This is a genomic window from Haloarcula nitratireducens, from assembly GCF_019599505.1.
Window position 1 is genome coordinate 363,002 of the sequence record NZ_RKLT01000004.1, and the last position, 14,007, is coordinate 377,008.

At 68.8% G+C, this 14,007-nt stretch carries 14 protein-coding genes; 11 read left to right on the forward strand and 3 right to left on the reverse strand.

Annotation, left to right across the window (positions count from 1 at the left end; translation table 11 throughout):
• Positions 1-48 precede the first annotated feature (48 nt).
• Entirely contained in the window at positions 49-795 is a 747-nt protein-coding gene (gene hisA, locus EGH23_RS14190) for a 1-(5-phosphoribosyl)-5-[(5-phosphoribosylamino)methylideneamino]imidazole-4-carboxamide isomerase (protein WP_220580634.1), read from the reverse strand.
• A 271-nt stretch (positions 796-1,066) separates the two neighbouring features.
• Between hisA and EGH23_RS14195 the strand changes: the two genes are divergently transcribed.
• From EGH23_RS14195 to EGH23_RS14225, 7 genes are all read left to right on the forward strand, one after another.
• Positions 1,067-1,726 carry a hypothetical protein gene (locus tag EGH23_RS14195; RefSeq protein ID WP_220580635.1) on the forward strand — a complete coding sequence of 220 codons (660 nt, stop codon included), beginning with the start codon at positions 1,067-1,069 and terminating at the stop codon, positions 1,724-1,726.
• A 58-nt stretch (positions 1,727-1,784) separates the two neighbouring features.
• Positions 1,785-2,951, forward strand: coding sequence for an inorganic phosphate transporter (locus EGH23_RS14200; protein WP_220580636.1), 1,167 nt, complete (start codon positions 1,785-1,787; stop codon positions 2,949-2,951).
• A 46-nt stretch (positions 2,952-2,997) separates the two neighbouring features.
• On the forward strand, positions 2,998-4,191 hold the full coding sequence (locus EGH23_RS14205) for an inorganic phosphate transporter (protein ID WP_220580637.1): 1,194 nt from the start codon (positions 2,998-3,000) through the stop codon (positions 4,189-4,191).
• 83 nt (positions 4,192-4,274) lie between these two features.
• Positions 4,275-4,664 carry a ferredoxin Fer gene (gene fer, locus EGH23_RS14210; RefSeq protein ID WP_220580638.1) on the forward strand — a complete coding sequence of 130 codons (390 nt, stop codon included), beginning with the start codon at positions 4,275-4,277 and terminating at the stop codon, positions 4,662-4,664.
• Positions 4,665-4,828: 164 nt separating this feature from the next.
• On the forward strand, positions 4,829-5,848 hold the full coding sequence (locus EGH23_RS14215) for an A24 family peptidase (RefSeq protein ID WP_220580639.1): 1,020 nt from the start codon (positions 4,829-4,831) through the stop codon (positions 5,846-5,848).
• A 40-nt stretch (positions 5,849-5,888) separates the two neighbouring features.
• On the forward strand, positions 5,889-6,251 hold the full coding sequence (gene hisI / locus EGH23_RS14220; protein ID WP_220580640.1) for a phosphoribosyl-AMP cyclohydrolase: 363 nt from the start codon (positions 5,889-5,891) through the stop codon (positions 6,249-6,251).
• Entirely contained in the window at positions 6,251-7,363 is a 1,113-nt protein-coding gene (locus tag EGH23_RS14225; protein WP_220580641.1) for a DUF7118 family protein, read from the forward strand. The genes hisI and EGH23_RS14225 overlap by 1 nt, the downstream gene beginning before the upstream one ends.
• 3 nt (positions 7,364-7,366) lie before the next feature.
• Here EGH23_RS14225 and glmM read toward each other — a convergent pair whose 3' ends face one another.
• Complete coding sequence (gene glmM / locus EGH23_RS14230; RefSeq protein WP_220580642.1) at positions 7,367-8,725, reverse strand: phosphoglucosamine mutase; 1,359 nt, start codon at positions 8,723-8,725, stop codon at positions 7,367-7,369.
• Positions 8,726-8,904: 179 nt separating this feature from the next.
• Here glmM and pyrE point away from each other — a divergent pair, with 179 nt between their 5' ends.
• The 3 genes from pyrE to EGH23_RS14245 all read left to right on the forward strand — a co-directional run bounded on the left by pyrE (position 8,905) and on the right by EGH23_RS14245 (position 11,341).
• Positions 8,905-9,456 (forward strand): orotate phosphoribosyltransferase, encoded by a 552-nt coding sequence (gene pyrE, locus EGH23_RS14235; protein ID WP_220580643.1) that lies wholly within the window; start codon positions 8,905-8,907, stop codon positions 9,454-9,456.
• Positions 9,457-9,570: 114 nt separating this feature from the next.
• Complete coding sequence (locus EGH23_RS14240) at positions 9,571-11,010, forward strand: NCS2 family permease (protein ID WP_220580644.1); 1,440 nt, start codon at positions 9,571-9,573, stop codon at positions 11,008-11,010.
• A gap of 70 nt (positions 11,011-11,080) precedes the next feature.
• Positions 11,081-11,341 (forward strand): glutathione S-transferase N-terminal domain-containing protein, encoded by a 261-nt coding sequence (locus EGH23_RS14245; protein ID WP_220580645.1) that lies wholly within the window; start codon positions 11,081-11,083, stop codon positions 11,339-11,341.
• Positions 11,342-11,514: 173 nt separating this feature from the next.
• Here the strand turns inward: EGH23_RS14245 and EGH23_RS14250 are convergent, their stop codons facing one another.
• Positions 11,515-12,486 carry a transcriptional regulator gene (locus EGH23_RS14250; protein WP_220580646.1) on the reverse strand — a complete coding sequence of 324 codons (972 nt, stop codon included), beginning with the start codon at positions 12,484-12,486 and terminating at the stop codon, positions 11,515-11,517.
• A 135-nt stretch (positions 12,487-12,621) separates the two neighbouring features.
• On the opposite strand from EGH23_RS14250, the gene EGH23_RS14255 reads away from it, so the two are divergent.
• Positions 12,622-13,887, forward strand: coding sequence for a tRNA(Ile)(2)-agmatinylcytidine synthase (locus tag EGH23_RS14255; RefSeq protein WP_220580647.1), 1,266 nt, complete (start codon positions 12,622-12,624; stop codon positions 13,885-13,887).
• The last annotated feature ends 120 nt before the right edge of the window (positions 13,888-14,007 follow it).

The window sequence follows — 14,007 nt, forward strand, 5'->3', positions numbered from 1 at the left end:
CTCTCTGTCTTCTCTTCTCAGCGCTCTTCTCCTCTCAGCGTTCGCTCGCTACTCCGCGTTTCCGCCCGACTCGACGGCGGCCATCGCCGATTCGAGCGTGAACCGCCCCTCGTAGAGCGCGCTCCCGACGACGACGGCGGCCGCGCCCGCGTCTTCGAGCGCCAGCACGTCGTCGACGGTGGCGACGCCGCCGCTGGCGACGACGGGGACGTCGACGGCCTCGACCAGCCGCCGGACGGGCTCGGTCCTGACCCCCTCAAGTCGCCCCTCGACGTCCACGTCGGTGAAGAGGATGCCGCCGGCACCCAACTCCTCGTAGCGCGCCGCGGCCTCGGCGGGGTCCAGCCCGGTGCCCTCGGTCCACCCGGAGACGACGACCTCCCCGTCTTTCGCGTCGAGGCTCACGAGGACGCTCTCGGGGTGCTCCTCGCTGATTTCGGCGACGACGTCGGGGTTCTCGACGGCGGCGGTGCCGAGGATGACGCGGTCGACGCCTCTGTCGAGCAGCGAGACGGCGTCTTCGGCGGTGCGGATGCCCCCGCCTAACTGCACCGCCGCGTCGTCGCCGACGGCCGAGAGCACGGCGTCGATGGCGTCGGCATTCTCGCGCTCGCCCTCGAACGCCCCGTCGAGGTCGACGAGGTGGAGCGTGCGCGCGCCCGCCTCGACCCACCGCCGTGCGGCCTCGACGGGGTCGCCGTACGTCTTCTCGGTGCCGCGTTCGCCGCCCACCAATTGGACGACCTGTCCGTCCTGCATGTCGACGGCCGGAACCACCTCGAACTCGGGGAACATGGCCGAGGCTGGGACGGCGGCCGGCGAAAGCGTGTCGGTCCTCGCATCGACCACAGTCGCGTTACTTTATCGGGGGAGCCAAGGACCGCGTACAGCGGTAGCGCCGACCAGAGCGGCCAGCGAAGCAGCCGGAAGGCCCCGCCCGAGCGCGGTCGCTGTGCGACATATTCTCGCTCGCGGCGCTCGCTCGAATAGGGGTCGCGCAGGCGACCACGTGAACGCGCTCGGGTACCGGGAGAACCCTTATACGCGACCCTCCTTATCGAGGCACATGGCAGACAGTGGGTCCGCGCCGTCGGGACTCGAATCGCTCCTCTTCGGCGAACGAGCCGACCTGTACCGCCGGTTCGTCCGTGCGACGGGCGCGGTCACGGCCGTTCTGGTAATCGCCTATGCAGTCGCACAAGCGGGAGCGGTGGGCCTGGATGCAGGGCTGACGGCAGCCCTCGGAACGGCGGCGGGCGTCGCTGTGGCGATCTTCGTCCTCGCGGGACTCGTCGAGTTCGTCGTCCTCGGGCGGGTCTACCAGCGAGGCACGACGGAGGTCGCACGGACGGCCGCCGAACTCGAAGCCGCCGCCGAGCAGTTAGAGGAGACCGCCGAGGAACTGGAGGAGACCGCCGACACCGTCGAGGACGCGGCGGAAACGGTCGACGAGGCCGCTGATGACGTGGAACGAACTGCCGGGGACGTCGAGGAGGCCGCCGAGTGGGCGGGGGCCGACGACGCCGCCGACCGAGTGACCGAGGCGACTGAACGGACCGAAGCGGCAAAGGACAAGACTACCGACGCCAGGACCACCGCGGAAGCGGCCACCGAGGAGGCCGAAGCCGCCAAGGAAACGGCGAACGAGGTCGAGGAGACGGCCGCGGAGCGACGCGAGCGATTGCGGAACGCCGCCGACGACGGCGAGGACGAGGACGAACGGTAGCTTCGAACCCGCCAGCCGCTGTCGGTAGCCTTTAACGGCCGGCGGGGCTGGCAACCGTATGGTCGAGTTGTTATTTCTCGTCGGCTTAGCCGTCGCCGTCTTCGTGGGATTCAACATCGGCGGGTCCTCGACCGGCGTCGCCTTCGGCCCGGCCGTCGGGAGCGACACCATCTCGAAGACGACGGCCGCCGGGCTGATGACGGCGTTCGCGCTGCTGGGGGGCGCGACCGTCGGCACGGAGGTCATCGAGACGATGGGGGGACGCATCGTCCCGAGCGACCAGTTCACGCTCCTGGCGAGCGTCACGGTGCTCTTCTTCGTCGGGCTCGCCTTGCTGGTCTCGAACCTCTTCGGCGTCCCCGCCTCGACGTCGATGACGGCCGTCGGCGCCATCGCCGGGCTGGGCGTCGCCAGCGGCACGCTCGACTGGGAAGTGATGGGACGCATCGTCTCGTGGTGGCTGGTCGCCCCCATCGTCGCGTTCTGGCTGTCGGCGGTCGTCGGCCGGTACCTCTACCCCCATCTGGCGGCCCGCATCGTCTTCGAGACCGACGGTCCCGGAACGTCTCGGCGGGAGCGAGTGGGGCAGTTCCTCGTGGTCGCCATCGGCTGTTACATGGCCTTCTCTGCGGGGGCGTCGAACGTCGCCAACGCCGTCGCGCCGCTGGTCGGGAGCGGCGAACTCGCGCTGTATCCGGGCGTCGCGCTCGCCGGCACCGCGATCGGTCTCGGCGCGTTCACCATCGCCCGCCGGACCCTCGACACCGTCGGCAACGACCTCACCGAACTCCCGATCCTCGCGGCGCTCATCGTCGAGACGGTGAGCGCGACGATCATCAGCCTGCTGTCGCTGGCCGGCATCCCCGCCAGCCTCGCCGTCTCGGCGACGATGTGCGTCGTCGGGCTGGGATGGGGCCGAGCGACTCGAACGACGCGGTTGGCCGACGCGGCGGGCGCCGCGGTCGCGGGAACGGCCGCCGGCGGGAGCGGCGGCACGGGCATCTCGGTCAGCGCACTCAACGTCGACGCCGAAGAGAACCCCGCGTCCTCGGGGTCCGGCGAGAAGCAGTCGGTCGCCAAAATCGGCGAAGAGGACCCCGAATCGGTGACGACCGCCGCGGACCTGTTCGACCCCTCGGCCACCGGCCGCGTCGTGATGCTGTGGATACTGACGCCGACTATCTCGGCGGTGGCGTCGTATCTCGTCTTCCAGTACGTCCTCTGAACGCGCGAGACGGTACCCTTTACCCGCCGCCCGGCCTGCATACCGTATGGTGGAGGTTCTCTTCGCGCTCGGCCTCGTCGTCGCCGTCTTCGTGGGATTCAACATCGGCGGGTCCTCGACCGGCGTCGCCTTCGGCCCGGCCGTCGGAAGCAACACGCTCTCGAAGCTCTCGGCGGCGGCGCTGATGACCGTCTTCGCGCTGGCCGGCGGCTTGCTCGTCGGCCCGGCCGTCGTCGAGAGCCTGGGCAGCGACCTCGTCGAGACGGCGTTCTCGCCGCTCATCAGCATCGTGGTCCTCTTTTTCATCGGGGTCGCGCTGTTCCTCTCGAACGTCGTCGGCGTCCCCGCCTCGACGTCGATGACGGCCGTCGGCGCCATCGCCGGTCTCGGCCTCGCAAAGCGGACGCTCAACGGCGGCCTGATGCTGGAGATCGTCTCGTGGTGGCTCGTCTCGCCCATCGTCGCCTTCTGGGTCAGCGGCGTCATCGGCCGCTACTTCTACCCGACGCTGGTCGAGTGGTTCGCCGTCTCCCAGAGCGAGGGATCGCTGCTCGCGATGGACTACTCCGGTGCGATCCCACGCCCGCGACTCGGCGAGAACACGACCGAGCGGGAGTTCGTCGGCACCGCCGTCGTCGTCGGTATCGGCTGTTACATGGCCTTCTCGGCGGGGGCGTCGAACGTCGCCAACGCCGTCGCGCCGCTGGTCGGCAACGGCTCGCTCGAGATGTACCCGGCCATCGCGCTGGGCGGCGCGGCGATCGGTCTCGGCGCGTTCACCATCGCCCGCCGGACGATGGACACCGTCGGCAACGACCTCACCGACCTGCCGCTCGTGGCCGCCATCGTCGTCGCCACCGTCTCCTCGACCATCGTCACCTTCCTCTCGGCGCTGGGCATCCCCGCGAGTTTCGTCATCATCGCCACGATGAGCATCGTCGGGCTCGGCTGGGGACGGGCGACCCGGACGACCCAGCTCTCCGAGTCGGTGCGGGAGGCATCGACCGCGCCCGTCGAGTCGCTCGCGGCCGACGACGCGCCCACCGTCGGCGGCGAGACGAGTCACAGTCCCGAACTGCGCGAGTCCGAACGAGGCGAGACGTTCCGGGAGGACGCCCCGTCGGCCTCGGACCTCTTCGAACCGGGGACGACGGCCCGCGTCATCTTCCTCCAGAACGTCGTCCCCTCGATCGCGACGGTGGCCGCCTATCTCGTCTTTCGCTTCCTCCCCGTCGCCTGATTCGGTCGCCGTCTCTCACAATCGTTCACGGTTCGCCCCCGAAGGGCAAAGTCTAACAAGTCGGGGTTCGAACCCGACAGGTGATGCCCACGGTAGAGTACCTTAACTACGAAGTAGTGGACGACAACGGCTGGGACATGTACGAGGACGACGTCTTCAGCGAGGCCGACGACCTCGGTCTCGACGACGAAGACTACGGAACGCTCGACGTCAACGAGGGCGAGTACATCCTCGAAGCGGCGGAGGCACAGGGCTACGACTGGCCCTTCTCGTGCCGCGCCGGTGCCTGTGCGAACTGCGCTGCCATCGTCCTCGAGGGCGAGATCGACATGGACATGCAGCAGATCCTCTCCGACGAGGAGGTCGAGGAGAAGAACGTCCGACTGACCTGCATCGGTAGCGCCGACGCCGACGAGGTCAAGATCGTCTACAACGCCAAGCACCTCGACTACCTGCAGAACCGCGTCATATAACGCCGTTCTGCGGTCTTTCCGTCGTTTCGCCGCGTCGTAGACCGACCGCATAGCGGGCGCTGTGCCGTCTCGCTCGCGCTTCTCTCCCGCTTTCCGCTCGCCCGAACGCCCCGTCTGTCCGTCGCACCGGAACCATTAGGGTGATTCACGTCACACTGCGATGCGTGTTGGGGTCGATACCGGACCTGTTGCGGCTGCTCGCGGTGCCGGTGTTCGGGTGGGCGGCCTATCGCGACGTGAAGACGCGACGGGTTCCGAATCGGACGTGGGTACCGCTGGCGGCGCTGGCCGTCGTCTTGCTCGTCTGGGACACCTATGCCGTGCTCACCGGGCCGACGAGCGGGCAGGCCTACCTGATTCGGGTCGCGATCAGCCTCGGATTCGTCGCGCCGCTCGCCTACGGCTTCTGGCTCATCGGCGGGTTCGGCGGGGCCGACGCGAAGGCGTTCATGCTCATCGCGGTTCTCTTCCCGGTCTACCCCGTCTACTACCTCCCGACGGCGGCGCTGCCGTTCGAACCCTCGACGCTGGGCGTCTTCTCGCTGACCGTCCTCTCGAACACGGTGGTCGCCGGTTTGTTCTACCCGCTCGGCGTCGCGGCCACTAACCTCACGCAGGGGCGGTTCTCGCCGGCGATGTTCATCGGCAGGCCGGTCGCCGTCGAGGAACTGCCCGAGGAGTACGGCCGACTGCTCGAAACCACGACGGGGTTCACCCGGAGCGGCTTAGACCTGGACGCTCTCCGGATGTACCTCCAGTGGCGCGGCGTCACGCTCGCCGAACTCCGGGCAGACTCCACCCGATACCGCCACCCCGAATCGGTCCCGAGTAACCCGAACGATCCCGGCGACGGTGCGATCGTCACCGACGGCGGGGAGCCGAGCGACGCGAGGCGGCTCCGTTCTGACGGCGGCGTCTCGGCGGGCGCGATGGTCGACGACGCCGACGCGCCGAGACCGGCGGACCCGTGGGGAGCCGAGCGCTTCCTGGACGACATCGAGGGGTCGGCCTACGGCACCTCTCCCGAGCAGTTGCGCGAGGGCTTGGAGGTGGCCGTCAGCGAGCGAGAGGTGTGGATCTCGCCGGGCATCCCCTTCCTCGTCCCGATGTTCTTCGGTCTCGTCGCGGCGCTGACCTACGGCGACGTGCTGTTCACCGTCCTCGCCCTCGTCGGGCTGGCCTGACGACAAAAGACCTATTTCGGGCTGTGGCCAGCGTTAGGGTATGACCGACGTGACGCTGGCGTTCGACGAGCAGGAGTACCTCCCGGCGGTCGCACAGGACGCCGACTCCGGCGAGGTGCTGATGCTCGCCTACGTCACCGAGGAGGCGCTCGCACGGACCCGCGAGACCGGCTACGCGCACTACTACTCCCGGAGCCGGGACGAGCTCTGGAAGAAGGGCGGCACCAGCGGGCACACCCAGGAGATCGAGGAGGTTCGGGTGGACTGTGACGGCGACGCGCTCCTCTATCTGGTCGACCAGTCCGGCGGGGCCTGTCACACCGGCTACGAGTCCTGTTTCTACCGGACCGTCGACGGCGAGGAGGTCGGCGAACGGGTGTTCGACCCCGACGACGTCTACTGATGAGCGACGCCGCCCGCGAACTGGAGACGGCGGCCGAGGAGCGCCGACGGGCCCGCGAGCGGGTCGAAGCCGTCGGCGAGGACGAGCTGCGGACGTGCCGCGAGGCCTACCGGAAACTGCTCGACCTGCTGGACCGGTACGAGGGCAGGGCGACCGGCAGCGGCGATTTCAAGGCGTTCACCGAGTTTCAGGGGACCGTCGGCACGCTGACCGACGAACTGCCCGAGGACCTGCCCGAACGCGAGACGTTCGAGGAGGTAGACGACTTTCTCCAGCAGCGCCGCCTCTCCGAGCGCGACTTCGAGCGGGCCAGAGAGCAACTCGAACCCGTCGGCGACCTCGTCGCGCGACTGGCCGAGTGGAACGATGCTCGCGAGCGCTACGCCGAGGCGCGGCGGGCGGCTCGCCGGCGGATAGGCGAACTCGACGAACGCATCGCCGACCTCGAACGCCTCCGGCGACTCGGCGACGCCGACCTCGACGCACCGGTCGAGAATCTTCGGGAGCCCGTCGAGGCGTACGACGACGCCGTCCGCGAGGCGTTTCGGGCGTTCCGCGACGACTCGCCCGCCCGCGACGTGCTCTCGGCGGTCGAACGGGCCGACGCCTACCCGCTCGTCGACTTCCAGTCGCCGCCCGAGGAGCTGCTGACGTACGTTCGGACGGCCGAAGCCGGGACCGAGCCGATCCCGAAACTGCTCGAATACGCCGACTACTCCGCGTCGAAGCTCGACCACTACGTCGAGGACACCGCGGCGCTCAAGCGAGCGATCACCACGCGGCGGACGTACCTCCGGAACCTCGACGCCGACCCGCTCACCGTCTCGTGGCCGCCGCCGCCCGCCGAGCGCCTGCCGTGGCTCGTCCGCGAGTACCGGCCGGTCGTTTCGGGGTTCGCCGACGAGTCCGTCGTCGCCCGCCTGCGCGAGGTTCGCGACCTCGCCGCCCGCGAGGACTACGCTCGGCTTCGAGAGAGCGCGCTCGCCCGCTCGGAACTATCGAGCGAGGAGCGAGAGCGACTCGCGAGCGGGGCCGTCGAGCGAGAACTGGAGAGCGCCCGCGAGGAACGGAACGCTATCGAGGCGGCGCTCGAAGAGCACGAGTCGCTGTAGCCGCTACAGGTCGGCTTTCGCGGCTTCGACCATCCGTTCTGCGAGTTCCGCGGCTCGTTCCGCCGTCCGCGCCTCGGCGTAGACGCGAACGAGCGGCTCGGTCCCCGAGGGCCGGGCCAGCACCCACCCGTCGCCGAAGTCCAGCCGCCAGCCGTCGGTCGTATCGAGGTCGGCGTCGACGGTGTCGGCGTAGGCCTCGATGCTCGCGAGCATCGCCTCGCGCTCGCTCTCGGTCTCGATGTGGAGGTTGCGCCGGTCGTTGTAGTAGTCGGCGTAGGGCGCGACCAGTTCGCGGGCGGGCGCCTCCGCGACGAGTTCGCAGAAGCGCGCCGCGGTGTAGGCCCCGTCGCGGGCGATGCGGTACTCGGGGAAGAGGATGCCGCCGTTGCCCTCGCCGGCGATGCTGACGTGGGTCCCCTCGGCCTCTAGATCGTGGATGCGACTGACGATGTGCGTCGAGCCGATAGGCGTCAACGAGAGTTCCGCGCCGACGTCTTCGACCACGTCCACGAGGCGCTGTGAGGCGTTGACAGCCGAGACGACGCCCTCTCCGGGGTCGAGCTCTGCGGCCGCAAGCGCCGCCAGCACCTCGTCGCCCTCGACGTGTTCGCCCTCGCTGTCGACGAACATCGCCCGGTCGGCGTCGCCGTCGTGAGCGATGCCGAGGTCCGCGTCCGTCGATTCGACGTACGCCCGCAGGTCGCCTAAGTTCGCCTCGACCGGTTCCGGATCGCGACCGGGGAAGTGACCGTCCGGCTGGGCGTTGATCGTGTGGACCGTACAGCCCAGCTCGCGGAACAGGTCGGGGCTGGTGAGCGACCCCGCGCCGTGGCCGGGATCGACGACGACGGTCAGGTCGGCCTCGGCGATGCGTTCGCGGTCGACGGCCTCGCGGACCTCTTCGCGGTAGAACTGCCGTGCGTCCTCGACGTCGCGGTCGACGCCGACCTGCTCCCACGCCGCCTGCGTCGAGTCTTCGGCCATCGCGGCCTCGACGCGGTTCAGCAGACCGCGGGAGAACTCGACGCCGTCGGGGCCGACGAGCTTGATGCCGTTGTACGCGGGCGGGTTGTGACTCGCCGTTATCATCACGCCCGGGACGCCCTCGCGGTCGCAGTAGGCCTGTAAGGCCGGCATCGGTACGACCCCGAGCCGGTCGACGTCGAAGCCCGCGCCGGTGAGCCCGCTCGTCATCGCGTTGGCGTAGGTGCGTCCGGTTATCCGCGTGTCTCGCGCGACGGCGACCCGACCGTACTCGCCGGCCCAGACGCTCCCCGCCCCCTCAGCGACCTGGAGGACGTATCGCGGCGTCAGCTCTTTGCCCGCGACGCCTCGAACGCCGCTCGACCCGAACACGTGCATTCAGACGGGTGTCCGTAGCCGACTGGCTTAGGGGTGTCGCCGCTGGCCCGGAGACGTTCACAATTCGACATGACTGTTCGCTCTGTTCGCTCGCTCCGCTGACGACGGCCGGTCCGCATTCGCCCGGTGATCGAGGGCGATTCCAACAGCCATTAGCCACGCGCCCGCGGAGACGGCGTATGGCCAACGAGGAACTCATCGCGGCGCTGCGGGACGCTGAGGCGGTCAAGTACGGCGAGTTCGAACTCTCCCACGGCGGTACGTCGAACTACTACGTCGATAAGTACGTCTTCGAGACGGACCCGACCTGTCTCGAACGCATCGCCGCGGCGTTCGCGGAGCGGGTCGCGGACACGAAACTGGCGGGCGTCGCGCTCGGGGGCGTCCCGCTGGTCGCGGTCACGAGCGTCGAGACGGGTCTGCCCTACGTCATCGCGCGGAAGCAACAGAAGGAGTACGGCACGGCCAACCTCGTCGAAGGGGAACTGGACGACGGCGAGGAGGTCGTCGTCATCGAGGACATCGCCACGACGGGCCAGAGCGCCATCGACGCGGCCGAGGCGCTCCGAGAGGCCGGCGCGGTCGTCTCTCGGGTCCTCGTCGTCGTCGACCGCGAGGAGGGCGCCGCAGAGAACCTCGCCGAACACGACCTCGAACTGGAGTCGCTGGTGACCGCCTCGGACCTGCTCGCGGACGCCCCCGAAGACGTAGCTGTGGACGGAGACACCTGAGCGACCGCCGACAGCGGCCGCATCGCCGACGGTCGATCTCGAGACCTCTCGTCACGGCAACCATTGTTCGACGTTCTCGCCACGCTTAAGCCAATCTGTAGCGAGACTCGGACAATGGCTGGGACGCTGGCTGAGTTTTTCGAGTTAGACGAACACGACACCGACGTATCGACCGAGATCCTCGCGGGCGTGACGACGTTCCTGACGATGAGCTACATCGTCGTCGTCAATCCCGCGATACTGAGCGCGGCCATCTCCGTCGACGGTCGGACGACCGGACAGACGATCCAGATGCTCGCCGTCGTGACCATCATCTCGGCGGCAACGGCGACGCTCGTGATGGCGCTGTACGCCAACCGGCCGTTCGCGCAAGCGCCCGGACTCGGACTGAACGCCTTCTTCGCGTTCACCGTCGTCCTCGGGCTCGGCGTGCCGTGGCAGACCGCGCTGGCCGCCGTCGTCGTCGAGGGCGTCGTCTTCATCGCCCTGACGGCGGTGGGCGCACGGGAGTACATCATCAAACTCTTTCCCGAACCCGTGAAGTTCGCCGTCGGCGCGGGTATCGGCCTGTTTCTGGCCATCATCGGGCTGGAGGCGATGCACGTCGTCGCCTCGGACCCCGCGACCTTCCTGCAGTTCAACCCGGTCTTCGCCAGCGACCCGATCGCCATCATCTCCGTTCTCGGCCTGTTCGTCACGTTCGCGCTGTACTCGGCGGACGTTCCGGGCTCTATCGTCCTCGGCATCGCGTTGACGACGCTGGCCTCCTACGCCGCCGCGGCGCTAGGCTACTCGGCGATCGATCCCTCCGTTCCGGCCCTCGACGGCGTCTTCCTCTACACGCCCGCCTCGCTGACCGGCCAGACCGACGTGGTCTACTCCGCGGCGGGTTACGACATCACGCCGCTCGTCGGGGCGTTCCTCTCCGGGTTCGAAAACGTCGACGCGCTCGGCTTCTCGCTCATCGTCTTCACGTTCTTCTTCGTCGACTTCTTCGACACCGCGGGCACGCTCACCGGCGTCTCTCAGATCGCGGGCTTCCTGGACGAGGACGGCAACCTCCCCGACATCGACAAGCCGCTGATGGCCGACGCCGTCGGGACGACCGTCGGCGGCATCATCGGCACCTCGACGGTGACGACCTACATCGAGTCCGCGACGGGCGTCGAGGAGGGCGGACGAACCGGTCTGACCGCGCTCGTCGTCGCGCTCCTCTTTCTGGCCTCGCTCGCGCTCGTCCCGCTGGCGGCCGCGGTGCCGCTTCACGCCTCCCACATCGCGCTGGTCGTCATCGCCGTGCTGATGCTGCGCAACATCGTCGACATCCGTTGGAACGACCTCAGCCACGCCGTCCCCGCCGGCCTGACGATGTTCATCATGCCGTTCACCTACTCCATCTCCTACGGCATCGCCGCGGGGATCATCGCCTACCCCGTCGTGAAGGCCGCACAGGGCGAGTATCGGGACGTCCACGCCGGCCAGTGGGTGCTGGCCGCCGCCTTCGTCTTCTACTTCTTCGTCCGCACGAGCGGCATCCTCGCCGGCGCGCTCTGATCCGGCGGCCGTCGCGTCTCACGCACAGCACCGACGCCCTTTTTCCGATCGCTCCGCTAGTCATGCCCAGATGTCGAACCTCGAACTCTACGAACTGGAGGGCTGTCCGTACTGCGCGAAGGTCACGTCGAAACTCGACGAGCTCGGCCTCGACTACGAGTCCCACATGGTCCCGCGCTCGCACGACGAGCGCGACGAAGTGAAGGAAGTATCGGGTCAGACCGGTGTTCCGGTCCTCGTCGACCCCGACAACGGCGTCGACGCGATGCCCGAGTCCGACGACATCGTGGAGTATCTCGAAGAGACGTACGGCGACGGCGCGGCGGCGTAGGGGTTCGTCCCGCTCACGAACGAAGCGAGTGAGCGGCTTTTTGGTCCAGATTTTTGCGCGTCGGGTTCGCGGAGCGAACCCGACGCGCAAAAAGGTGGGAACGAGACGTACGGCGACGGCGCGGCGGCGTAACCGCTCGCCGAGCTTTCCGATCCGGACCGGAGAAGCGTCCGCTACGCCACTTCTTCGGGGTCGTCGCCCCGCTCCATGATGAGGTCGCGCAGGTCGTCGGCGTCCTCGATGGCCTCCATCTCGGCCTGCTCGATGAGCGCCGTCCCCTCGACGGACTCGCGGGTGAGCTCGTCGACGACGTACACCGAGCGGGTGCGGGTGACCTCGCCGACCGAAGACATGATGCGCGCCCGCTTCTCGGCGGCCTCGGTGAACGCGGAGTGGCCGGTCAACACCTGCTGTTCCCGGCGGTTCGCGTTCTCGTTGACCGTCTTGAACGGCGCGCGGTCGGTCGGGTGGACCTCGAAGCCGATGCGGGTGAAGACGGTGGCGATCGGCTCGTCCTCCGGGGCCACGTCGGGGTCTTCGGGCGCGGGCTCGTCGTCGCGGATGTCCTCGGTCCCCTCCAGGACGCTGACCGGCGAGGTCAGCGGCGCGTCGAAGAGGTCCTCGAGCTCGGCGGCCACCTCGACGGAGGCGTCCATGCCGTCCTCGTACTTCGAGACGGTGCGTCGGGAGACGCCCAGTTCCTTGGCGAGTCGGCCCAGCGACCACTCCCTCTCCTCGCGGACGTCCGCGAGCACCTCCGAGTCGATGTTGACGTAGAGGCCGCCCGGCGCGGCGTAGATGAGCGGCGGCACTTCCTCCACGAAGAGGTCCAGCGCGGTATCGGGCGAGAGCACGGGCACGCCGTGGCGGAAGTAGACGACGCCCGGCTTCAGCTCCTCGTCCCTGGTCCTGAGGCCGACGACGATGGGGGTCGCGTTCAGGTAGGTGCCGAGTCGGCGCATCTCGCCGCCGGTGTGCCCGTCGAAGGCGTCGATGTTGCCGAGAATCTTCACGAGCAACACGTCCTCGCCGCGACGGGCGGCGACGTCGAAGCTCTTCGGCCGAATCGCACACCGGTCGCTCACCATGAACCCCGCGTCCTCCAGCATGGCAGTGACGTTACCGACCAGTGCGGATCGTGACATAGTTCTCGGTTCCTCTAGTGGGGCGTAAGCCAGTCACAGCATATATGCGTTGTGCCGGTCTCGGCTGTTCTCGACTCCGTTTTCGCTCTCGACGGTGACGAAACTGGTTTGAGCCACAGTCGGTTACGTCCGATCGTGACCGTCGTCGGCCTGGACGATACGGACTCGCGCGAGACGGGGATGTGCACCACTTACGCCGCGGCGCAGTTAGCCGACGCGATCCGCGAGGCCGGCGGGCGCGTCGAGCGACTGCTCCTGATTCGGCTCAATCCCGCCGTCGAACACAAGACTCGGGGCAACGCGGCGCTTTCGGTTCACACCGATCTGGCGGCCGACCGCGCGACCGACCTCGTCCGCGAGACGCTCTCGCTGGCCCGGACCGACGACCCGATGACGAACCCCGGTGCCGTCGTCGCCGACTGCGCGCCCGAGGACGTGCCGCCGCAGGTCAGCGAGTTCACCGTCGACGCCATCCGCGAGATACAGGACCGCGTGACCGCGACGCAACTCGCCGACTTCGCCGGGTTCGCCCGCGTCGAACGCGGCAACGGCCGCGGCCTCGTCGGGGCGCTCGCGGCCGTGGGTGCATGGGCGGCCCTCGACGACTGGACCTACGAGCACATCGCCTACCGCGAGCGGGAGCGCTGGGGAACCGACCGCGAGGTGGACGCCGAGAGCGTCCGTACTGCCGCCGACGCCACCTATCCGGCGGTGTGGGACACGGTCGACCGCGAGTCGGGGTATCCGGTCTGTGTCCCGCGCACGCCCTGTCCGATCCTCTATGGCGTCCGCGGCGACGACCCCGAAGCCTGCCGAGCGGTGGCCGACGCCATCGAGAGCGAACCCATCGCCGAGCGGGCGACGTTCCTGACGAACCAGGGGACCGACGTCCACCTACGGGACGCGGCGATAGCCGACGTGGCGGCCGACAGCGCCTACCGCGTCACCGGCGCGGTGGCCGACGCGCCCGAGACCCGCGAGGGCGGACACGTCTTCCTGACGCTGGCCGACGGCGACGACGGCCTCCGCTGTGCCGCCTTCGAACCCACGAAGCGGTTCCGCGACCGGGTTCGCGCGCTCCGCGAGGGCGACCGCGTCACGGTCTGCGGCGAGGTCTCGGACGGCACGCTCAAACTGGAGAAGTTCGCCGTTCGTGACCTCGTCCGAACCGAACTCGTCACGCCCGACTGTCCCGACTGCGGCCGGTCGATGTCCTCGGCGGGTCGAAATCAAGGGTATCGCTGTCGGGACTGCGGGACGAGCACCGACGGAAAGGTCGACCGCCCGCTCGACCGCTCGCTCGAACCCGGCTGGTACGAGGTGCCGCCGGTGGCGCGCCGCCACATCGCGAAACCGCTGATCCGCGGCGGCTTCGACGACGTGACCCATCCGGAGCGATGACTGTCTCGTTCCGACGCGATTATCGAAAGCACCGGTCGTAGGCCGTGGCTGGGAGCGCTCCGTCGCGCATCGGGAGGCCGTCGGTCTCCCGAGCTAACGGGCGTCGAAGTCGCCCGTGAG

Bases quoted from the DNA above. Each gene is read 5' to 3' on its own strand.
- hisA (WP_220580634.1), bottom strand. From the start codon at position 795: ATGTTCCCCGAGTTCGAGGTGGTTCCGGCCGTCGACATGCAGGACGGA.
- EGH23_RS14195 (WP_220580635.1), top strand. From the start codon at position 1,067: ATGGCAGACAGTGGGTCCGCGCCGTCGGGACTCGAATCGCTCCTCTTC.
- EGH23_RS14200 (WP_220580636.1), top strand. From the start codon at position 1,785: ATGGTCGAGTTGTTATTTCTCGTCGGCTTAGCCGTCGCCGTCTTCGTG.
- EGH23_RS14205 (WP_220580637.1), top strand. From the start codon at position 2,998: ATGGTGGAGGTTCTCTTCGCGCTCGGCCTCGTCGTCGCCGTCTTCGTG.
- fer (WP_220580638.1), top strand. From the start codon at position 4,275: ATGCCCACGGTAGAGTACCTTAACTACGAAGTAGTGGACGACAACGGC.
- hisI (WP_220580640.1), top strand. From the start codon at position 5,889: ATGACCGACGTGACGCTGGCGTTCGACGAGCAGGAGTACCTCCCGGCG.
- EGH23_RS14225 (WP_220580641.1), top strand. From the start codon at position 6,251: ATGAGCGACGCCGCCCGCGAACTGGAGACGGCGGCCGAGGAGCGCCGA.
- glmM (WP_220580642.1), bottom strand. From the start codon at position 8,725: ATGCACGTGTTCGGGTCGAGCGGCGTTCGAGGCGTCGCGGGCAAAGAG.
- pyrE (WP_220580643.1), top strand. From the start codon at position 8,905: ATGGCCAACGAGGAACTCATCGCGGCGCTGCGGGACGCTGAGGCGGTC.
- EGH23_RS14240 (WP_220580644.1), top strand. From the start codon at position 9,571: ATGGCTGGGACGCTGGCTGAGTTTTTCGAGTTAGACGAACACGACACC.
- EGH23_RS14245 (WP_220580645.1), top strand. From the start codon at position 11,081: ATGTCGAACCTCGAACTCTACGAACTGGAGGGCTGTCCGTACTGCGCG.
- EGH23_RS14250 (WP_220580646.1), bottom strand. From the start codon at position 12,486: ATGTCACGATCCGCACTGGTCGGTAACGTCACTGCCATGCTGGAGGAC.